17 protein-coding genes are annotated in these 19,692 nt (G+C 55.2%); 13 read left to right on the forward strand and 4 right to left on the reverse strand.

Going from position 1 to position 19,692, the window contains the following annotated elements:
* Positions 1 to 2: 2 nt before the first annotated feature.
* From MIM_RS01595 to MIM_RS01640, 10 genes are all read left to right on the forward strand, one after another.
* Complete coding sequence (locus MIM_RS01595; protein ID WP_025371010.1) at positions 3 to 644, forward strand: hypothetical protein; 642 nt, start codon at positions 3 to 5, stop codon at positions 642 to 644.
* 387 nt (positions 645 to 1,031) lie between these two features.
* On the forward strand, positions 1,032 to 2,492 hold the full coding sequence (locus MIM_RS01600; RefSeq protein ID WP_025371011.1) for an NAD(P)-binding domain-containing protein: 1,461 nt from the start codon (positions 1,032 to 1,034) through the stop codon (positions 2,490 to 2,492).
* Entirely contained in the window at positions 2,489 to 3,463 is a 975-nt protein-coding gene (locus tag MIM_RS01605; protein ID WP_025371012.1) for an ABC transporter permease, read from the forward strand. Before MIM_RS01600 ends, MIM_RS01605 begins: the two co-directional genes overlap by 4 nt.
* Positions 3,460 to 4,386 (forward strand): ABC transporter permease, encoded by a 927-nt coding sequence (locus MIM_RS01610; RefSeq protein WP_025371013.1) that lies wholly within the window; start codon positions 3,460 to 3,462, stop codon positions 4,384 to 4,386. The genes MIM_RS01605 and MIM_RS01610 overlap by 4 nt, the downstream gene beginning before the upstream one ends.
* Positions 4,383 to 5,375, forward strand: coding sequence for an ABC transporter ATP-binding protein (locus MIM_RS01615; protein WP_025371014.1), 993 nt, complete (start codon positions 4,383 to 4,385; stop codon positions 5,373 to 5,375). The genes MIM_RS01610 and MIM_RS01615 overlap by 4 nt, the downstream gene beginning before the upstream one ends.
* Positions 5,372 to 6,385 carry an ABC transporter ATP-binding protein gene (locus MIM_RS01620; RefSeq protein WP_025371015.1) on the forward strand — a complete coding sequence of 338 codons (1,014 nt, stop codon included), beginning with the start codon at positions 5,372 to 5,374 and terminating at the stop codon, positions 6,383 to 6,385. The genes MIM_RS01615 and MIM_RS01620 overlap by 4 nt, the downstream gene beginning before the upstream one ends.
* 82 nt (positions 6,386 to 6,467) lie before the next feature.
* Entirely contained in the window at positions 6,468 to 8,030 is a 1,563-nt protein-coding gene (locus tag MIM_RS01625) for an ABC transporter substrate-binding protein (RefSeq protein WP_025371016.1), read from the forward strand.
* Between the two features lie 74 nt (positions 8,031 to 8,104).
* Positions 8,105 to 9,439 (forward strand): acyl-CoA thioester hydrolase/BAAT C-terminal domain-containing protein, encoded by a 1,335-nt coding sequence (locus MIM_RS01630; protein WP_025371017.1) that lies wholly within the window; start codon positions 8,105 to 8,107, stop codon positions 9,437 to 9,439.
* A gap of 108 nt (positions 9,440 to 9,547) precedes the next feature.
* Positions 9,548 to 10,060, forward strand: a complete 513-nt coding sequence (locus MIM_RS01635) for a CMD domain-containing protein (protein ID WP_025371018.1) — start codon at positions 9,548 to 9,550, stop codon at positions 10,058 to 10,060.
* Positions 10,057 to 10,644, forward strand: coding sequence for a peroxidase-related enzyme (locus MIM_RS01640; protein WP_025371019.1), 588 nt, complete (start codon positions 10,057 to 10,059; stop codon positions 10,642 to 10,644). Before MIM_RS01635 ends, MIM_RS01640 begins: the two co-directional genes overlap by 4 nt.
* A gap of 13 nt (positions 10,645 to 10,657) precedes the next feature.
* Here the strand turns inward: MIM_RS01640 and MIM_RS01645 are convergent, their stop codons facing one another.
* Entirely contained in the window at positions 10,658 to 10,837 is a 180-nt protein-coding gene (locus MIM_RS01645) for a hypothetical protein (RefSeq protein ID WP_025371020.1), read from the reverse strand.
* Between the two features lie 370 nt (positions 10,838 to 11,207).
* Between MIM_RS01645 and MIM_RS01650 the strand changes: the two genes are divergently transcribed.
* Positions 11,208 to 11,396 (forward strand): type II toxin-antitoxin system HicA family toxin, encoded by a 189-nt coding sequence (locus MIM_RS01650; RefSeq protein WP_025371021.1) that lies wholly within the window; start codon positions 11,208 to 11,210, stop codon positions 11,394 to 11,396.
* 2 nt (positions 11,397 to 11,398) lie between these two features.
* The gene (locus MIM_RS01655; protein ID WP_025371022.1) at positions 11,399 to 11,788 is read left to right on the forward strand and encodes a type II toxin-antitoxin system HicB family antitoxin; all 390 of its coding nucleotides are present in this window, start codon (positions 11,399 to 11,401) and stop codon (positions 11,786 to 11,788) included.
* Positions 11,789 to 11,806: 18 nt separating this feature from the next.
* Here the strand turns inward: MIM_RS01655 and MIM_RS01660 are convergent, their stop codons facing one another.
* The 3 genes from MIM_RS01660 to MIM_RS01670 are packed head-to-tail and all read right to left on the reverse strand — an operon-like array spanning position 11,807 to position 16,759.
* On the reverse strand, positions 11,807 to 12,628 hold the full coding sequence (locus tag MIM_RS01660; RefSeq protein WP_025371023.1) for a class I SAM-dependent methyltransferase: 822 nt from the start codon (positions 12,626 to 12,628) through the stop codon (positions 11,807 to 11,809).
* Between the two features lie 9 nt (positions 12,629 to 12,637).
* Positions 12,638 to 13,999, reverse strand: coding sequence for an oxygen-independent coproporphyrinogen III oxidase (gene hemN, locus MIM_RS01665; protein ID WP_025371024.1), 1,362 nt, complete (start codon positions 13,997 to 13,999; stop codon positions 12,638 to 12,640).
* A gap of 36 nt (positions 14,000 to 14,035) precedes the next feature.
* Positions 14,036 to 16,759: a DNA topoisomerase III gene (locus tag MIM_RS01670; protein ID WP_025371025.1), complete on the reverse strand. Its 2,724-nt coding sequence runs from the start codon at positions 16,757 to 16,759 to the stop codon at positions 14,036 to 14,038.
* Between the two features lie 161 nt (positions 16,760 to 16,920).
* On the opposite strand from MIM_RS01670, the gene MIM_RS01675 reads away from it, so the two are divergent.
* Complete coding sequence (locus MIM_RS01675) at positions 16,921 to 19,665, forward strand: GDYXXLXY domain-containing protein (protein WP_158318683.1); 2,745 nt, start codon at positions 16,921 to 16,923, stop codon at positions 19,663 to 19,665.
* Positions 19,666 to 19,692: the final 27 nt, after the last annotated feature.

Consider the following 19,692-nt stretch of genomic DNA (forward strand, 5'->3'; position numbering starts at 1 on the left):
CAATGCCAAGGATTATTGTGTTGGCTGGCGTCAATGGTGCCGGTAAAAGTTCAGTTGGTGGTCAATATCTGCAATCTTTCGGCATGAACTGGTATAACCCAGACGCAATGGCGCGTTTATACAGAGCCCACGCGCGCATTCAACCGACAATTGAAGAAGCAAATGCATATGCGTGGCGTTACGGATATAGCAAGCTGCAAGGGGCGATCGCAAACAAGCTCAGCTACTCGTTTGAAACCACATTGGGCGGAGAATCAATAACTCAGCTTTTGAAGGTAGCCGCTCAGACTCATGAACTACATGTTTTGTACTGTGGACTTGAGAGCATTGAGCTGCATATCGAGCGTGTGCGGAGACGAGTATCTGAAGGTGGTCACGCTATTCCCGAAAGTGCCATTAGAAAAAGATGGGTTGGTTCCAGGCAGCATCTTATAGATCTGATGCCATATTTGACTTCTTTGCGCGTGTTTGATAACTCCGCCGAGCAGGACCCAGTGAAGTACCTCCCGTCCATGAGGCGTATTATTAAGATCGAAAATCAAAGGTTGATTGTGCCTGATGAGAGTGACGTTACTGCCTTGCGCCATCTACCCGGATGGGCCAGGCCAATAGCGATGAGAGCGTTGTTGGGATTTGCTGATTAAGAATACGTTGATTCATATGAAGTGAAGGCTTGTGTCTTCGTAGTCTTTTATCCTGGGCTGGCCGGTTGTTTATGATTAATCTTTGAAGAGGGCCGCGTTATTCCTTCCGCCCAGGTATGGGGGATGTGGTTACGTTTTCTTGATGGCGTTGCAGACAAAAGTCGAATGCAAAAATATCTATACTAGCCAACACGAAGTGCACATGCTCACTGGCGGCGGAGTCCTCGCGCAGCACATGATAATTAATATATATTAATTACTAAATAATATATATCAGGCTTGTCATATTCTTTAAAATGGTTGGTTACGCATTTCTATATATCATTGCGTAATAATCAAATAAAACCAGCAAGGGTAAACCCTTGTGTTTATTCATCGAGTTGCAGAATGAGTTATCCCTCCCCCGAAAAAGACGGCTTGCCCGGCCTTGAAGCACGTTTGCAGGAAGATCTTACCCGTCTTGACCTGCCAGGCAAGGACTGGGTGCAGCCGCGACTGGTGGATGGTGAGCGCTTGCTGGACGTGGCGATTATTGGCGGCGGCATGGCGGGTTTAACCGCTGCGATTGCCTTGCGCAATCTGGGTGTGCGCGCCTGTAATTTCGATCGTGCGCCCGCGGGCTTTGAAGGGCCATGGGCTACTACGGCGCGTATGGAAACCCTGCGATCGCCCAAACAGCTGACCGGGCCCGCCCTGGGGCTGCCTTCGCTCACCTTCCGTGCCTGGTTCGAGGCACAGTACGGGCGTCAGGAATGGGACGCACTGGATAAAATACCACGTTTGCAATGGATGGACTATTTGCGCTGGTATCGCAAAGTGATGAATGTGGACGTGCGCAACGAACATCACGTTCGTCATGTCCACCTGCATCCCGACAATTATCTCGAATTAACGCTACAGGCGCCCGACGGACAAAAAGTAGTGGGTGCGCGGCGTCTGATTCTGGCGACGGGCCGTGATGGCCTGGGCGGGCCGGCTTACCCTGCGTTTGCAGATAAGGTACCGGCGCATTTGCGTGCTCATTCTTCTGATTTCTTTGATTACAACACGCTCGCCGGCAAGCGGGTCGGGGTGATCGGTGCAGGTGCGTCGGCCATGGATAGCGCCGCGACCGCATTGGAAGCAGGGGCGCATAGCGTGGATATGATTATCCGGCGTAACGAGATTCCCCGTATCAATAAGGGGAAAGGTTCGGGTAGCCCCGGCCTGGTACACGGTTACGCGGGTTTATCGGACGACTGGAAGTGGCGGATTCGTCATTACATCAATGTGCAGCAGGTGCCACCGCCTAAAGGCAGCACCTTGCGGGTGGCGTCTCATCACAATGCTCGTTTCAATGTGGGCTGTCCGGTACTGGACATTGAAGTGCGCGAGGACGTGATTTATCTGACCACGCCCAAAGGCACGTTCGTTCTGGATTTCCTGATTTTTGCCACCGGCTTCAAAATCGACTGGCATCTGCGGCCGGAGTATGCCGAGCTGGCGCCGCTGGTTCGCACCTGGGGGCAGCGTTATCAACCTCAGCCCGGACAGGAAGATGCTGAACTGGCCGCCTGTCCCGATTTGGGGGCAGGGTTTGAGTTTCAGCCCCGCGATGGCGTGGATGCACCAGGCCTCGCTCACATTCACTGTTTCAGCTATCCTGCCGTGGCATCGCACGGTACCGTCTCGGGCGATATTCCGGCTATTTCCGATGGTGCCTCGGCGATTGCCCGTGCGATTGCAGGTTCCCTGTATCAGGAAGATGTTGCGGCTCATTATGCTCAATTGGAAGCTTATGCCGAACCGGAACTCGATGGTGATGAGTGGACGGCCGCCGGCCCGCCTCTGCCCGTGGAGGCGCAATGACGCTGTGGCTGATTAAACGCGTCCTGCAGGCGCTGCTCATTATCCTGTTGATGACAGTGATCGTCTTTATCGGCCTGCACGCGGTCGGCAATCCGATTGATATTCTGATCGGGCCGGATGCCGATCAGCGCGACCGTGCCCGCATCATTGCACAGATGGGTCTGGACCAGCCATTATGGTTGCAATATTTTCATTTTCTGGGCAGTGCGGTGCAGGGTGATCTGGGTAACAGCTTTGTATACAACCAGCCGGCCCTGCAACTGGTGCTGCATCGACTGCCGGCGACCATGGAGCTGGCGCTGGCCGCCCTGGTGATTGCGATTGTGGTAGGCGTGCCGCTGGGGCTGATCGCCGGACTTTATTCGGAGAGTATCGCGTCGCGCACGATCATGACCGGCAGTATTCTGGGCTTTTCATTGCCGACCTTCTGGGTCGGACTGGTGCTGATCATGGCATTCAGTGTCAGCCTGGGATGGCTGCCTTCGTCCGGGCGCGGACAAACCGTGACGCTGTTTGGTTATCAGTGGTCGTTTCTGACGCTCGATGGCCTGCGTCATCTGTTGTTGCCGGCGATTAATCTGGCCTTGTTCAAGGTTTCCCTGGTAATCCGGCTAACCTATGCCGGCGTGCAGGAAGTGCTGCCGCTGGATTATATCCGGTTTGCCCGTGCCAAGGGTTTGAGCAATTTGCGGGTGATTGGCGTGCATGTACTGCGCAATATCATGATCCCGCTCGTCACCGTATTGGGGCTGGAATTTGGTTCGACCATCGCCGGTGCTGTGGTGACCGAGAGTATTTTTTCATGGCCGGGTGCGGGCAAGCTCATCCTCGATAGCATTAATGGCCTGGACCGGCCGGTGATTCTAGCCTATCTGGTGATTATTGTCTGTGTGTTCGTGACCATCAATCTGCTGGTGGATATTGCCTATCGCCTGCTGGATCCGCGCGTTCGACTGGAGGGGGCACGATGAGTCAGCCTGTGACAGGTTCTGCTGTGCAAGCGCAGATCAATGTGCCTAAACCGTCGCTATTGCGCGAACGGCTGGCCGATTTTTTCTCCTCCAAGCGTGCAGTGGTTGGATTCGTGCTATTGCTGTTGCTGGCTTTGGGTTCGGTGTTTGCACATTGGCTGACACCGCAGAATCCCTATGATTTGATGCAACTGGATATCCTGGATTCGCGGCTGCCACCAGGCAGTGCCAATGGCGCCGGTACGTTTAATTACTGGCTGGGTACCGACGGGCAGGGCAGGGATTTGTTGTCTGCCATTCTGTATGGTCTGCGTATCAGCCTGACGGTGGGTGTGGGCTCTGCGATTATTGCGAGTGTGGTTGGAACCATACTGGGCGTACTCTCTGCCTATGCCGGCGGACGGATCGACAGCTTTATCATGCGTACCGTTGATTTGATGCTGTCATTTCCATCGATTCTGATTGCAATGATGATTCTGGCGTATCTGGGCAAGGGTATCGGCAATGTGATATTGACGCTTGTGATACTGGAGTGGGCCTATTATGCGCGCACCGCCCGGGGGCAGGCGCTGGCCGAGCGACAGAAAGAATATGTGGAAGCGGCGAAAAGCCTGAATATTCCGCAATGGCGGATCATGCTGCGGCACATCCTGCCCAATTGTCTGCCACCTTTGATTGTGATAGGCACCCTGCAGGTGGCGCGTGCGATTACGCTGGAGGCGACCATGAGCTTTCTGGGGCTGGGCGTGCCGGTGACGGAACCGTCGCTGGGATTACTGATCGCCAATGGCTACCAATACATGCTTTCAGGGCAATACTGGATCAGCCTGTTTCCGGGCGTGGCGCTGCTGGTCACGATCGTAGCGCTGAACCTGGTGGGCGATCGTCTGCGGGAAATTTTTAATCCGCGGAGGCTGCGATGAGTACAACGCCTTTGCTGCAAGTGCGCGATCTGCGCACGCACTTCATGACCCGGGCAGGCCAGGTGCCTGCGGTGGATGGCGTATCGCTGCAACTGGAGTCCGGGCGCATTCTGGGGCTGGTTGGTGAGTCCGGCTCTGGCAAATCGGTCACTGGCTTTTCCATTATGGGCCTGATCGACGAACCGGGTCGCATTGTTGGCGGGCAGATTCTGTTCAAAGGACAGGATCTGCGGCACCTGCCGCAAAAGGAACTGCGCCGCCTGCGCGGTAACCGCATCTCCATGATTTTTCAGGATCCAATGATGACATTGAATCCGGTGTTGCGGGTAGATACGCAAATGATCGAAACCCTGCGCGCGCACGAAAAAATCAGCCGCAGGCAGGCCTGGGAACAATCGCGCGATATGCTGGGACTGATGGGGATTCCCAGTCCTGAGGCCCGCCTGTCGGCATACCCGCATCAGCTCTCTGGCGGTATGCGCCAGCGGGTGGCCATTGCCATAGCGCTGTTGCTGCGACCCGACCTGATTATTGCCGATGAACCTACCACTGCACTGGATGTCACGATTCAGTCGCAGATCCTGTCGGAGATACAAAAGCTATCTGCCCGCTACGGCACTGCATTGATCTGGATTACCCACGATCTGTCGGTCGTGGCCGGACTGGCTGATGATTTGCACGTGATGTATGCAGGCAAGATTGTGGAAGCGGGCACAGTCGATCAGGTGCTGGACAACCCGCAGCACCCGTATACCCAGGGCCTGATCCAGAGCCTGCCTGCAAATAACATAAGGGGCCGGCCGTTGCGGCAGATTGCCGGCATGACGCCCAACCTCCTTTCATTGCCGTCAGGCTGTGCATTCGCGTCGCGTTGTTCGCGGCGCACTGCGGTCTGTGAAACCATGCCGGCGCTGGATGAACTGACCGCAGGTCATCGGGTGCGTTGTTTTCACCCGGGCGCTGTGCCTGAAACGGAAGTGGCCTTATGACAGATGAAATCAAAGTGCCGTTGATGCAGGTGCGTCATGTATCAAAAACGTTCGGGCAAGTAAATGAGGGGATATTGGACCCCTGGCTGCAAAAGCTCCGCTTAACGCGTCCTGCTGCACTCACCCGTGCGGTGGATGATGTTAGCCTGGATATCGCAAAGGGCGAAGTGGTTGGGCTGGTTGGTGAATCCGGTTGCGGCAAATCGACGCTGGGTCGGATGGTGGCCGGTATTATGGAGCCAACAGCCGGCCAGGTGCTGGTTAACGGACAGGACCTGAAGACGCTGCCCAGGCATGAGGCCGAGGCGGCCCGCCTGAAAATTCAAATGATTTTCCAGGACCCCTATGCCAGCCTGAATCCACGCATGCGCGTGCGCGACATCGTGGGCGAATCGCCGCGATTGCACAACATGATATCGGCACAGGATGTGGACCAATACGTCTCTGAACAACTGGAGCGCGCCGGCTTGTCTGCCAGCCTGCGCAACCGTTTTCCGCATCAGTTCAGCGGCGGGCAGCGTCAGCGCATCGGTATCGCGCGAGCATTGGCAGTGGCGCCCGATATGCTGGTTTGTGATGAAGCCGTTGCCGCTCTGGACGTCTCCATTCAGGCTCAGATTCTGAATCTGTTCATGCAACTGCGTGCGCAGCTGGGCCTGACCTATTTGTTTATCAGTCATGACCTGGGCGTGGTGGAGCATTTGTCTGATCGCGTGGTGATCATGTACCTGGGTCGTATTGTCGAACAGGCGCCGGTCTCCGATATTTTCAGCAAACCCAATCATCCCTATACCCAGGCCCTGCTGGCCGAGATTCCGAAAATGCGGGATCGCAAGAAAGTGTTTTCGATGATCAAGGGTGAAATACCCAGCCCACTTAATCCGCCCACAGGCTGTCATTTTCATCCGCGTTGTCCGCATGCCATGCCTCGCTGTCGCACCGAAGTGCCGCTACTCAAAACGGTGGCCGGCGGGCATCTGAGTGCCTGTCATCTGAATGATCAAACCTGAGTGGGCATCAGGGATTAACTGCCCGATTTCAATCGTGTTGATTATAGTGATTAAGTAGCCGTAACTATCTAAAGGAATACAAATGAAAAAGCGCGTACTGGCTGCCATTGCAGCAAGCCTGCTGGCTGCAGGAAATATGGCCCACGCAGAAGAACTGACGATCGCCTTTGCCGATAATCTGTCTTCGCTGGATCCACAACTGAATAACTTCGCGGGTGACCGTTCTGCCGGCCTGTTCTTTTTTGATATGCTGGTCAACAATTATCACAATAAACTGTTGCCTGGCTTGGCAACCGAATGGAAAAACACCGGCCCTACAACCTGGGAATTCAAATTGCGCCAGGGCGTCAAGTGGAGTGATGGCACGCCGTTCACCACTGAAGACGTTATCTATTCTATCGAGCGCATCCGCAAGGTGCCCGGTTCCGTTGCGCCCTTTACCGGCTATGTCCGTACAATTAAAAGCGTGACCGAAAAAGAACCCGGCACGCTGGTATTTGAAACCACGATTCCCAATCCGGGATTGCCGCTGAATCTGGCTTCTGTACACCTGGTGCAGAAAAAAAGCACCGAGAATGCGACCAGCGATGATTTCAATTCAGGCAAGGCGCTGATCGGTACAGGCCCGTATAAACTGGTGTCTTATACGCCGGGCGCGGGTTTCAAGGTTGAGGCCAATCCAACATACTGGGGTGAAAAACCATTGTGGGATAAAGTGTCCTATCGCTATGTCGCTAACGCCGCCACGCGTTCCACGGCCTTGCTGTCCGGTGATGTAGACGTGATCGACAAAGTGTCGGTTGCCGATCTGAAAAAGCTGGAAGGCGATGATAAGGTAAAGGTCTATGCCTATAACGGGCTGCGTGTGTTCCTGCTGCAACCGAGTTTTAATCCGCAACCCAATAAATTCATTACCGACAACAGTGGCAAACCATTGGATAAAAATCCGTTGCTGGATTTGAAAGTACGTCAGGCATTATCGCTGGCGATCAATCGTGATGCGATTGCTGATCGCATTTTGCAGGGCAGTGTGACGGTGGCTGACCAGTGGATGCCAAAGGACTCGATTGGCTACAACCCGAATATCAAACCGATAGCCTTTGATGCCCAGAAAGCAAAAGAACTGCTTAAGGAAGCCGGCTACCCGGATGGCTTTAATCTGACTATTCATGTGCCCACTGATCGTTATCCCATGGCGCCTGAAACCGTGCAGGCAGTGGCACAGTTCTGGAGCCGTATTGGTGTGAAAACGCAAGTGTCAGTCGTGCCATGGGCCGTGTATTCAAGCGCAGCCCGGAAAAATGAATATGCCATGTCTGTGATTGCCTGGGGTAATGGTACTGGTGAGGGCAGCTATGCCATGGTGAATATTCTGGCGACGGTGAATCCGGATAAAGGCCTGGGCGCTTCGAACTGGGGGCACTACAGCAGCCAGAAACTGGATGATTATCTGAAGCAGGCAACCGAAGAATTTGACGATGCCAAACGTGAAAAAATCATGCAGGACGCGGCGCAGTCGGTATCAGATGAAGTGGGCGTGATTCCCATGTTCCATTACAAAAACATCTGGGCAGCGCGCAAGGGGCTGGTTGTAAAACCCCTGAGTTCAGACCGTACCGTGCCGGTTATGGTCACCAAGGAATAAGCGGCTAGCTGCGGCAATATACGCGTCGTACCATCGATGACGATAGTGCGGGTGCGGAATGAATGGAAACAATTATGGCAAATGAAATTCTGTCGGTAACGCCGGCTGATGCGCTGATCGACGAACCACGTGCGATTCGTGTTGAAGGGCTCACAGCTGGTGAGCGTATCACGATTGTGAGCGAGACCGAGAGAGCCGGTGGTGTGCTATGGCGCAGTCAGGCGGAGTTTGAGGCGAATGCGAGTGGTGTGGTTGATCTGACCCGACTGGCGCCACTGGCCGGCAGTTACGAGGGTGTCTCTGCCATGGGGCTGCTGTGGTCCCAGGCGCCAGTTCAGGGTAATAGCCGCGAGGTTTTTGCGGACACGGTAGCGCAGCCGCTGATCACCGAACTGATCGTGACCACCGCCAATACTACTTTGCATGCCACGCTGACGCAGCGGCTGATGCAGGACGGTGTGGAGCGCATTGAAGTGCGTGAAGATGGTCTGGTGGGAACCTTGTTTCTACCTGCCACGCCGGGGCCGCATCCGGCCGTGATGATTCTGAATGGCTCGGGTGGCGGTATCAATGAGCCGCGTGGCGCCTTGTATGCGTCGCGAGGTTATATTGCATTTGCATTGGCTTACTTCAAGGCGCCGGGCTTATCCGATTATATTTCCAATACACCTTTGGAGTATTTCAGAAAAGGCATGGACTGGCTGCGTCGCACTCAACGTCCGCTTGGTGGCTTTGTTGCCCTGAGCGGTCAGTCACGTGGCGGGGAACTGGTTCTTTTGCTGGCCAGCATCTACCCGCAGGATGTGAATGCCGTTGTGGCGTATGTGCCAGGCGCAGTGGTGCATAGTGGGCAGAACGCTGCCGATCCAAAAGTGGGTCGCGAGGGCCCTGCGTGGCTGCTCAATGGCAAGCCGCTAACACATGTGTGGCAGGACAATAAGACAGCCACCTGGGCACCCTTTGACGATGGCCCATCACCCCATCGTCATGCGCGTGCTATCCTGACTGCCCTGCAGGATAAGGACGCGGTGGCCCGCGCACGCATTGAAGTTGAAAAAATCCAGGGGCCGATCCTTCTGCTGTCAGCGACGGATGACGGCGCCTGGCCATCTAGCCTGTACAGCAAAATGATCTATGATCATCTGGGTGAGGTCGGATTTGAGCATGTCGTGCAATGGGTGGATACCCAGGACGGTGGCCACAGTATTGTGTTTCCGTATGTGCCGACGACCCAATTGGTCTATGCGCATCCGGTGTCGGGAAAAATCAATACCGGCGGCGGCATACCTTCGGCCAATGCCCAGTCCGATGAGCACAGCTGGACCGCCGTCAGGGAGTTCCTGCAAAATGCCGTGAGAGCGCATCTTCACAGGCGGCAGGAAGATAGCAAGACACCGATCGCAGGATAGCAGTAACGGCAGGCACACATCAATATGGCAACTGTAATAATTTCGGCTGTATTAATGGTGTTTTTGCCAGTGTCATGAATTTACGAGCAACAACGCAAAGGAAATATTATGCAAAGCGCAGAGGCATTCGATCTGATCGATACGCTGCTCAATCTGAAGCCGGACAGTAAAACCTGGCAGGCCCGGCAGTTTAGGGAAAAAGTGAAAAACGGTACGCAGGCAAGTTATGCTGCACTGTTTTCTCCCGATCTGAGTTTTCCGCTGCAGGACCGCTGGCTGGTAGCCCTGTATGCCAGCAGCCTGATGCAAGCGACCGAGCTGACCGCGCACTATACAGAACAGGCGTTGCAGGCGGGTATTGACGAGAAACTGGTGCAGATCGTTACTGAAGATCATGTTGAAGACATCGTGAAGTCAGAATTGAATAGTGTCCTGCAATTTACCAAGAAACTGATACTGGACCCGATTGAAGGTAACCAGGAAGCGTTGCTGACGCTGAAGCAATCAGGCTTGTCCACACAGGAAGTGGTGGTGCTTGGACAATTGATCGGGTTTCTGGCCTACCAGATTCGTTTGGTAGCCGGATTGAAGGCAATGCAGAAACTGGAGCAGGCAGCATGAGCGATGTAATCAAAGCCAACGGATTTACCAATCAGACGCTGGGCTGGAAAGCCTGGCTGGACGTGGTGGACGCCAGTGCCGCTACACCGGAACAGAACAAGGTGCTGGAGGCCAGCCACCCGCAGGCCAAAACCTCCGATTATTATCTGTTGCTGGTGCACGAGCCGCACATTCTGGACCAGCGCTCCTTCACTTATAACGCCATCATGTACGCGCCAGGCGGCCTGAATCGCGCCGATCGCGAACTGGGTGCCCTCGCTGTATCGCGCGTTAACGGTTGCGTCTATTGCGCCTCTGTGCACGCCCAGCGGTTTGAGCAATTGGCCAAACGCAATGAAATCGTGCACGACGTGTTTGTTGATCTTGCCACGGCAGCAAAAAATGAACGCGATGCAGCGGTTATTAATGTCGCGACTGCGCTAACGCGTGATGTAAAAGGGTTTGACGCCCAGAACCTGCAGGGCTTAAAAGACCAGGGCTTCAGCGAAATTGAAATGCTGGATCTGATTCATTCCGTATCCGTGTTTGGCTGGGCCAATCGCCTGATGCAGAACCTGGGCGAGCCGGTGTTTCCGGCGGAGTGATTCGTAGGAGCAATTATCGATCCCGCAAGGCAATCAAAACCTTGCGGTGCTGCTCAATGACTTTTCTCGCCGCAATAGCGTTTTCTAACTTACCTTCAGGCGATTTGGATGAAGCGAGAGTTTTGGACGGTGCGATTTTCTCTCGCTTCAGCATTGTGTATCCAAACAGCTTCTTGCCGTATACGACTTCCATGGCAATTCTCTGATTCTTGCGGCATGCACTAGTTTATTGACCTCGCGCTTGGCAAGGTGTAATTGCCTCCTTCTCGGAGACACTGTATTTTCGTTCCAGAAATAAAAAACCTCTCAGCAGTTGCTTCACCGAAGTGATTCAACCGAGAGAGGCCGTGTTGTGCGAATTGTATGGAAATTGAGTCCGTGGTTTCAACAGCCAGAACGAGGAGGGTGTGCTGTTCTCCGTTGTAGAAGCAGTTTGCCGCTCTTTCGTGGGCGGTGCGATGCTGGACTGAGCTGACGACTAATAGTAAGACCAACGATCTCTGGCGAGACAATGTAATCCAGCACTATGTTGCTTCTTTTTTTGTTGTGTATAATTACACAAAATGAAGGGTGAAGAAGTTATTAAACTATTGACGGCTGATGGTTGGGTTTGGGTTGGAGGTAAAGGCGATCATATGAAATTCAAGCATCCGCACAAGGTTTTACATGTTGTTGTTCCCCATCCTCGCAAAGATATCGCGTTGGGCACCCTCCGCAATATCTATCGTCAGGCTGGCTGGAAATGGAGGTAATGATGTTTTATCCTGCATATATCCACAAAGATCCGGACAGCGCTTATAGCGTTACTTTTCCAGACTTCCCCGGCTGTTTTACCGCCGCGGACGAGCTCGCAGATTTGCCCCGACTGGCGCAGGAAGCGGTGGAGGTTTATTTCGAAGGTGAAGACGCTGACATTGCGCCTCCTTCTTCTTTTGAAGATTGGTGTAACGATGAGCGGTTTCAGGCCGGCTGCTGGATGCTGATTGATATTGATTTATCAAAAATCGATACCAAGGCGGTACGCCTGAATATCAGCTTGCCGCAAAATCTGCTCTACCGCATTGATGCAAGGGCCAAGGCCCTGCATATGTCGCGATCCGCTTTTCTGGCGTTCGCTGCGGAAAAGGATATGGCAGCGTCCTGATGGCCTGCCTCCTTATCCTCAATAAGCAAACCTTTCCTCCAGCGCCTCCAAATGGCATTCCTTCAAAATAGCCAGTTGCCGTTCGCGCGCGCTTTTCTTGAAGCCACCGGTTTTTTTGGCGATGATCAGTTCGTTTTTCATGGAGTGTTCCCAGCCCACCAGCTCCGTTACCGTGACCTGATAGCCGCGCGCTTCCAGTTGCAGGCAGCGTAATACATTCGTGATCTGGCTGCCGAATTCGCGGGTGTGCAGGGGGTGACGCCATAGTTCAGACAGCGGTGTCTTGCCCAGTGTGTTGCCCTTGGTGGCGCGCAGGGCGGCAGCCACTTCAGCCTGGCAGCAGGGCACCAGCACGATGAAACGCGCATCGCGAGCCAGGGCAAAGCGGATGGCGTCATCGGTCGCGGTGTTGCAGGCATGCAGGGCGGTGACGATGTCTATTTTTTCAGGCAGATCGGCAGACGAGATGGACTGCTCTACGGTCATATCTTTGAACTGCATGCCGGCAAAGCCCAGGCGCTGCGCCAGGTCTTCTGATTTTTTGACCAGGTCGGCACGCGATTCAATGCCATACACGGTGGCGTTGTCGTGTTCCTTAAGGAACAGGTCGTACAGAATAAAACCAAGATAGGACTTGCCCGCGCCGTGATCGACCAGCGACAGCGCCTGCCGCTCGTCCAGTACGGTTTGCATGAGGGGCTCAATGAACTGGTACAGGTGATAAACCTGCTTGAGCTTGCGCCTTGTGTCCTGGTTGATCTTTCCCTCACGCGTGAGGATATGCAGTTCCTTGAGCAGCTCCAGAGACTGCTGTGGTTTGATTTCCGGAATCAGGGTCATGCTGTGCCTTTATACCGTCATTGAAAAGATCCGCGCATTCGGCTGCTTGCGCAGCATACGCAGATCAAAGGCCATACAGATGTTGCGGGCAAAGGTGCGCCCTGCTTCAGTGATGTCAATACGGTCGGCACCAATGCGGATCAGGCCGTCGTTCTCCATTTCCTGCAGCCGTTCCAGTACGTCCGGCAGTTCAGGGAACTGCATGGCCGGATCGGCCCAGCTGGTCTGCAACTGGCACATCAGATTCAGGATATGGCGGCGGATGATCAGGTCTTCATCATTCAATAGATGCCCGCGGAACAGGGGCAGTACGCCGCTTTCAACACGTGCGTAATAATCTTCCAGCACTTTTTCATTTTGGGCGAAACCGTACCAGGTATCGCTGATGGCTGACACGCCCAGGCCGATCATCAATTGTGTGGACGAGGAGGTGTAGCCCATGAAATTGCGATGCAGATCCTTGTTCAGCAGGGCCTGGTAAAGGGTGTCGGAAGGTAGCGAGAAATGATCCATGCCAATTTCCACATAGCCCAGTTCTTCCAGCAGCCGCTTGCCGTTCTCATACAGGGCGCGTTTCTCTTCACCGGAGGGCAGGTCATTTTCATCAAAGCCGCGCTGTCCGTTACCCTTGATCCAGGGAACGTGAGCGTAAGAGTAGAAGGCCAGGCGATCGGGCTTGAGCGCGATGGTTTTCTTGATGGTCGATTCCATGGCTGCCCAGGTCTGGAACGGCAGGCCGAAGATCAGGTCGTGACTGACGCTGGTGTAGCCGATAGCGCGGGCGGCATCGGTAACGTTCAGCACGTTTTCGTAGGGCTGGATGCGATGGATGGCCTTCTGGACCATGGGATCATAGTCCTGCACGCCGTAGCTGACCCTGCGGAAACCCAGATCGTACAGGGTCTGCAGGTGTTCCTTGCGGGTATTGTTGGGGTGCCCCTCGAAGCTGAACTCATGGTGCTCGTGGACGATGGCATCGTCCAGAATACCGTTCAGCAGGCGTTGCAGGTTGGCACTACTGAAAAAGGTTGGCGTGCCGCCGCCCAGGTGAATTTCCCTGATGACCGGTTTGTCACCCAGCAACTTGCGGTACATGGCCCATTCTTTGAGGACCGCGTCTACATAGGGTTCTTCAACGCTGTGTTTTTTTGTAATGCGCTTATGACAGGCGCAGAACGTACAGAGCACCTCACAGAAAGGCAGGTGTATGTACAAACTGATGCCTTCCTGAGCGTTCGATTCTGTAAAACTGCGCTTGACGGTCTGCAGATAGGCGTTGCTATCGAACTGGCCTTCGTCCCAATACGGAACGGTGGGGTAGCTGGTGTAGCGTGGACCGGGGATGTTGTATTTCTGAATAAGTGTGTTCATTCTGTACATACGCCCCCGGGGTGAGGCGGGGGTGGCTTAAAATGCGGGCTCGGTGTCGTCCGGGTCGGCGGTTTTGGCAGTCTGCTTGCGGGCGGTCGCGGTTTTGCTGGCGACTTTCTTTGCAGCGGCTTTTTTGACAGCTGTTTTCTTGGTGGCGGTTTTGCTTGCGGTTTTGCGGGCAGTTTTTTTAACTGCCTTTTTAACCGCTTTGCCGCTGTCGGCCTCTGCCTTGGTAGCGGCGCTTTTTGCCGCCGTCTTGCTGGCGGTTTTGGCGGCCGATTTCGACGCCGCTTTTGCCGTTTTGGCTGGGCGGGGCTCAAATTCAAACTCTATTTTACCTGCTTTCGACATGGCAAGGTAGGCTTTGAACTTCCGGTTGGTACGATTGGACACAAACCCGTCAAGCAGGTCTGTTTTGCCCTGACTCAGTAATTTGCCCATCTGTTCGTGGCTGATTTCCTGTTGCAGGATCACGCGGCCGGACTTGAAGTCGCAGGTTTTCTTTTCGCTGACCGAGTTTTCGCACACATAGCTCATGCCTGTGTCGTAAACGTTGCCAGTACATTTGGGACAATGGCCCACCGGCGTCAGTTGGGACACATCCAGCGGCTCGCTATTGTCGTCGTCCGACTGGCCAAAATCGAATTCCAGCTTGTTTTCTGCAGTAATCCGCAAAATGGCGGAGAAAGGGCGGCCCATTTTACTGATAAAACCATTGAGCGGGCCCAGGGTTTTATTCTGCAGCAGTTCCTCTACCTCAGGAATTTCAAAGGTGCGTCCGCCTGGGTGTTTGGTAATGGAAAAGTCGCATTTGGTGCAGGCGTAACGGCGGTAGTTTTCCTTGACAACGCCGCCGCAGGCAGGGCACGGCGTAGTGAGCGTGGCATAGTCGCCAGGCACGGTGTCCTGCTCATATTCCTTGGCCCGCTTGACGATAATCTGCGTGCTTTGCGCAATCTCGCGCATAAAGGCGGCACGGTCCAGCTGACCCTGTTCCATTTGCTTGAGCTTGTGTTCCCATTCACCTGTCAATTCGGGCGAGGTGAGTTCGCGCACGTTCAGACCCACCAGCAGCGTCATGAGCTGGCGCGCCTTGGCAGTAGGAATCAGTTCGCGGCCTTCACGGCGCAGGTACTGTTCGTTGAGCAGTCCTTCAATAATGGTGGCGCGGGTGGCTGGCGTGCCCAGTCCGCGCTCGGACATGGCCTCGCGCAGTTCATCGTCATCCACCAGCTTGCCGGCCCCTTCCATGGCCGAGAGCAGCGTTGCCTCTGTATAGCGGGCAGGAGGGCGGGTGGCCAGTTCTTTGGCGACAATGTCTTCGGTTTTGACGGTTTCATTTTCCGCAACGGGAACCAGCGTGGCATCGCTTTCCTGATTGTCACGTCCGTAAATTTCCAGCCAGCCCGGCTTGATCAGCACCTTGCCTTCGGTCTTGAAGTGGTGGCTGGCCACAACTGTGATACGCGTGGTCACCCGGAATTCGGCTGGCGGGAAAAACACCGCCATAAAGCGCTTGGTCACCAGGTCGTAGATCTTGGCTTCGGCTTCGCTCAATTCCTTGGGGACCTGCAGGGTAGGGATAATGGCAAAGTGATCGGAGATCTTTTTATTGTCGAAAATACGCTTGTTTGGTTTGATCCAGCTGTTTTGCAGGATTTTCTTGGCAAAGGGCGCATTGCGGCGTGCCAGCAGCGATTCGGCGCCCACAATGGCTTCGAAGGTCTGCCTGACCGTGCCCTGATAGTCTTCGGGCAGATAGCGGGAGTCGGTCCGTGGGTAGGTTAAGGCCTTGTGTCTTTCGTACAGGCTTTGTGCCAGCGCCAGCGTGGTTTTGGCGGTGAAGCCGAAACGGGAGTTGGCCTCGCGCTGTAGCGAGGTCAGGTCAAACAGGCCCGGCGACATGGAGGTCGAAGGCTTGGACTCTTCAGTAACCGTGCCGTCTTTATGGCGACATGCCACCACGACAGACTGGGCACTGGCCGCAGACCACAGGCGGTTGTCTTTCTTTTCCGGGTCGTGTTCATCTTTTTTGAAGGCCGGGTCGAACCACTTGCCCTCATACAGGCCGCCGGCCGCCACGAAGGTCGCATGCACCTCCCAGTAGTCACGGGATTTGAACTGGCGGATTTTTTCTTCACGCTCAAACACGATCGCCAGGGTAGGTGTCTGGACCCGGCCGATAGGGGTTTTGAAGAAACCGCCGTCCTTGCTGTTGAAGGCCGTCATGGCGCGGGTGCCATTGATACCAATCAGCCAGTCGGCTTCGGCGCGCGAGCGGGCTGCGGCCTCCAGCGGCTTCATCACACTGTCGTCGCGCAGATTGTCGAATGCCTCGATAATGGCGTTGCGGGTCATGGACTGCAGCCAGAGACGCTTGATGGGCTTGTTGACCCCGGCATACTGGATGATATAGCGGAAAATGAGCTCGCCCTCGCGTCCGGCGTCACATGCGTTGATAACGGCGGAGACATCTTTGCGTTTGAGCAGCCGCACCAGCATTTTGAGCCTGTCCGTGGCTTTTTTGTCCGATGGTTTGAGGTCGAACGCTTTGGCCGGAATGGCCGGCAGATGATTGAAGGACCATTTGCCACGCACGACATCGTCGGGATTGGTCAGGGTAAGCAAGTGCCCTACGCTGGACGACAGGACATACTGGTCGTTCTCGAAGTAGTCGCCTTCTCGATGCATGCCGCCCAAGGCACGTGAAATATCGAGTGCAACTGAAGGTTTCTCAGCGATAATCAGGGTTTTCGTCATGGTTTTCCGAAGTGATGAACCGCAAGCGGATGTGTTATTTTTCACCTGAGTGTACTACACGGCTATTTTCCACACAGCTATAATCGCTTGCCGTGATGTTTCTGGTGGCCGGCAATTTCCCGGCAGCCCAAACGCGGATAATACGAGAGGTAATTCAATTGATGCAAGCTGCTTCGGCTCAATCTGCACAATCCGGGCAGGATCGGACCATCCTGTGGCGCCGCTTTTTCAATCTGGGATTGAGGGTGCTGGGTATCGGTTTGCTGGCCAGCGGCATTGTGACCTGGATCGCGGCCAACTGGGACGGTCTGAGCAAATTTGAGCGTATCGCGGGTGTTCAGTTGTTGCTGGTCGGCGCTGTGGCTGTTGCGCTGGTACTGGCCTGGCGAGGGCCGCACCGGTCCGGGCAGGCCGCCGGCACGCCGACTGCTGCGGGCTCTGACAGCCAGGGCATCCCTGCGTTCGCCGGTGCGCTGTTTCTCGCTACCGTTGTTACCGGTGGCCTGCTGGCCTTGCTGGGACAAACCTATCAGACCGGTGCGGATCCCTGGACGCTTTTTGGCTGGTGGGCATTGCTTACGGTTCCCTGGTTGCTGGTGGCCCGTAGCTGGTTCGTTATCGTGCTATGGCTGGTTGTCGCCAATACGGCCGTCATTCTGTTGCTGGGCACAGAGGTGCTGTTAAGTTCGCAGCAGTCTATGCTCATGAGCGCTGCGTGGGTAGTGGCCGGGCTCAATATCGTGTTGCTGGCGGTTGCCGAGTGGTTGCGTGGCCGTTATGGCGATCCCTATCGGGTGGTTCCCCGGCTGCTGGTGCTCGCGATCCTGATCGCCTTGTTTGGCACGCTGGTCGCGACGCTGGACTCATTATTCGGTGGGCACGCCAATCCGGGCATGCCGCTGCAAGTCGTGTTCGTGGGGGCGGTTGTCGCCGGCGGATTCCATTTCTATCGCCGTGTCCGGCCCGATTTTTTCATTCTGTCGCAACTGGCGGTGTTTACGGTTCTGTATGCGGGCACCTATGCGCTTATTGCAAGCTGGTTGTCCGCCGAATCTATCGAGCTGAGCGTTCTGCTGGCTTTCGTGGTGGCGCTTGGCGGCTTGCTCGGCTGCGTATCCTGGCTCAGGCGCGTGTACCAGGCGCAATTTAGCGTGCCCGATCAGCCTGCCGCTTCAGACCTTTCGGTCGCTCAGCCTGCTGCGGTCACCCCCACACAGACAGGCGCAGCGCACACAGAATCGGCAGCCACGTCGGTGCACCGTTCGCCATTGCTGTTTCTGATTTCTTTCGGTTTTATCTTTTTGCTGGGCCTGGCTCTTATTGCGGTTCTGGAGATCCCGCTCACAGTCGCCGCCGGCGTGGTTCTGGTGGTTGGCCTGCTTGCGTATTTCGCCCGGGGCGGCGCATGGCGTGTCAGCGGTGCGACGCTGCTGCTGGTGGGTTTGCTGTTGCTGGCATTCGAGGTTTTCAGCGGGTCGTATTTCGATTATGACAATCGTTCTCTGCCTCTGCTGGGTTTGGTGGCTGGCCTGCTGCTTTTGTACCATATGCATCCCATCGCGTGGTTTCAGTTTATGTGCGCAGTGGCTGCATTGGTGCTTTTTGCGCTGCTGTGGCCGCAGTACAGTCCCGGTTGGGCGCTGTATGGTGGCGATCAATCCCTGGGCTATTACTATGATGTTGAGTGGCAGGTCTTTATGACAGAACTGGCGCCGCTCTATCTTGTGCTGGCGACGTGGATGTTGCTGAGACTGTCGGAAAAATGGCAGCGGCGCTACAAAGCGCTGGCATGGGCACTGCTTTGCGTCCCTCTGTGTGGCTATGTGTTTCAGATGTCAGGCACGTATTTCGGACTGTCGCACATGGCGGCAGGCGGGCGGGATCTCCTGGCCTTGCTGTTGGCCAAATGGCGTCTGCCTGCGCCGCTCCCCTTTGTTTATGCAAGCAATGTGGTCCTCGCGTTGTTGCCGGTGGTGGTCGGCTGGGTGGTTGCCCGACGCCATCAGGTGCCTGCTGCCGAGCAGGTGCTTATGGTGCTGGTGCTGCTGGGCCTGGGGTTGCTCTGGGGTGGTTTGCATGGCGTGCAGTTGGGGTTGTTGCTGTGTCTGCTGGGGTACGCGCTGCGCTATCGGAGCATGCTGGTGCTGGGTATTCTCAGCATTATGCTTTTCCTGGCGGCGTTCTATTTTCAACTGCACTTTCTGCTGCTCGATAAGGCGTACTTCCTGATGGGGCAGGGCGTTGTGCTGCTGGTGATTGCCTTGCTATGGCGCCGGCTGTGGCGCAGTGCGAGCCAGGTTGAGCAACAGCCAGACCCGTCCGGCCGGTTGGGGGTGGATGCGGGATCGCGGGACTCGGGTACGGCCATGCGCTCAACCGGGCTGTTGCCCGTGCAGGGGCGGCGCGGGTTATCCGCAACTGTGCTGGCGGGGATTCTGGTCGGTCTGGTGGCCGTGCTGGCGGCGGCCAATGCAGATATCATGCAGAAAGAGGCCATTATTCGCGACGGTACCCGTTTTGTGGTGGCCTTGCGTCCGGTGGATCCGCGCTCGCTCATGCAGGGCGACTATATGGCGTTAAATTTTGTGTCAGGCTGGGGAGAGGGTGCTGAATTATTTAATGATTATTCTCACCACTACGTTGAACTGACGCCCGATGCTCAGGGCGTTCATCACTTTACCCGTACCCTGGCGCAAATGGAGACGCCGGCACCGCAGTCGGGTAAGGTGGTAGTACGTTATCGCAGGCAGCTGGATAAGCAGTTATTGTTTGTGACCGATGCGTATTTTTTCCCGGAAGGCCAGGGTGAGCATTTTGCCCAGGCGCGCTATGGCGAATTTCGGGTGAATAAGGACGGGGTGGCGTTACTGGTTGGCCTGCTGGACGAGCAGCAAAACCGCCTGTAATCCTGCAACGTTGTGAGGCTGTGTCCG

Source organism: Advenella mimigardefordensis DPN7, assembly GCF_000521505.1.
Lineage (GTDB): Bacteria > Pseudomonadota > Gammaproteobacteria > Burkholderiales > Burkholderiaceae_B > Advenella > Advenella mimigardefordensis.

Bases quoted from the DNA above. Each gene is read 5' to 3' on its own strand.
- MIM_RS01635 (WP_025371018.1), top strand. From the start codon at position 9,548: ATGCAAAGCGCAGAGGCATTCGATCTGATCGATACGCTGCTCAATCTG.
- MIM_RS01625 (WP_025371016.1), top strand. From the start codon at position 6,468: ATGAAAAAGCGCGTACTGGCTGCCATTGCAGCAAGCCTGCTGGCTGCA.
- MIM_RS01620 (WP_025371015.1), top strand. From the start codon at position 5,372: ATGACAGATGAAATCAAAGTGCCGTTGATGCAGGTGCGTCATGTATCA.
- MIM_RS01600 (WP_025371011.1), top strand. From the start codon at position 1,032: ATGAGTTATCCCTCCCCCGAAAAAGACGGCTTGCCCGGCCTTGAAGCA.
- hemN (WP_025371024.1), bottom strand. From the start codon at position 13,999: ATGAACACACTTATTCAGAAATACAACATCCCCGGTCCACGCTACACC.
- MIM_RS01605 (WP_025371012.1), top strand. From the start codon at position 2,489: ATGACGCTGTGGCTGATTAAACGCGTCCTGCAGGCGCTGCTCATTATC.
- MIM_RS01670 (WP_025371025.1), bottom strand. From the start codon at position 16,759: ATGACGAAAACCCTGATTATCGCTGAGAAACCTTCAGTTGCACTCGAT.
- MIM_RS01595 (WP_025371010.1), top strand. From the start codon at position 3: ATGCCAAGGATTATTGTGTTGGCTGGCGTCAATGGTGCCGGTAAAAGT.
- MIM_RS01655 (WP_025371022.1), top strand. From the start codon at position 11,399: ATGTTTTATCCTGCATATATCCACAAAGATCCGGACAGCGCTTATAGC.
- MIM_RS01650 (WP_025371021.1), top strand. From the start codon at position 11,208: ATGAAGGGTGAAGAAGTTATTAAACTATTGACGGCTGATGGTTGGGTT.
- MIM_RS01660 (WP_025371023.1), bottom strand. From the start codon at position 12,628: ATGACCCTGATTCCGGAAATCAAACCACAGCAGTCTCTGGAGCTGCTC.
- MIM_RS01610 (WP_025371013.1), top strand. From the start codon at position 3,460: ATGAGTCAGCCTGTGACAGGTTCTGCTGTGCAAGCGCAGATCAATGTG.
- MIM_RS01675 (WP_158318683.1), top strand. From the start codon at position 16,921: ATGCAAGCTGCTTCGGCTCAATCTGCACAATCCGGGCAGGATCGGACC.
- MIM_RS01630 (WP_025371017.1), top strand. From the start codon at position 8,105: ATGGCAAATGAAATTCTGTCGGTAACGCCGGCTGATGCGCTGATCGAC.
- MIM_RS01640 (WP_025371019.1), top strand. From the start codon at position 10,057: ATGAGCGATGTAATCAAAGCCAACGGATTTACCAATCAGACGCTGGGC.
- MIM_RS01615 (WP_025371014.1), top strand. From the start codon at position 4,383: ATGAGTACAACGCCTTTGCTGCAAGTGCGCGATCTGCGCACGCACTTC.
- MIM_RS01645 (WP_025371020.1), bottom strand. From the start codon at position 10,837: ATGGAAGTCGTATACGGCAAGAAGCTGTTTGGATACACAATGCTGAAG.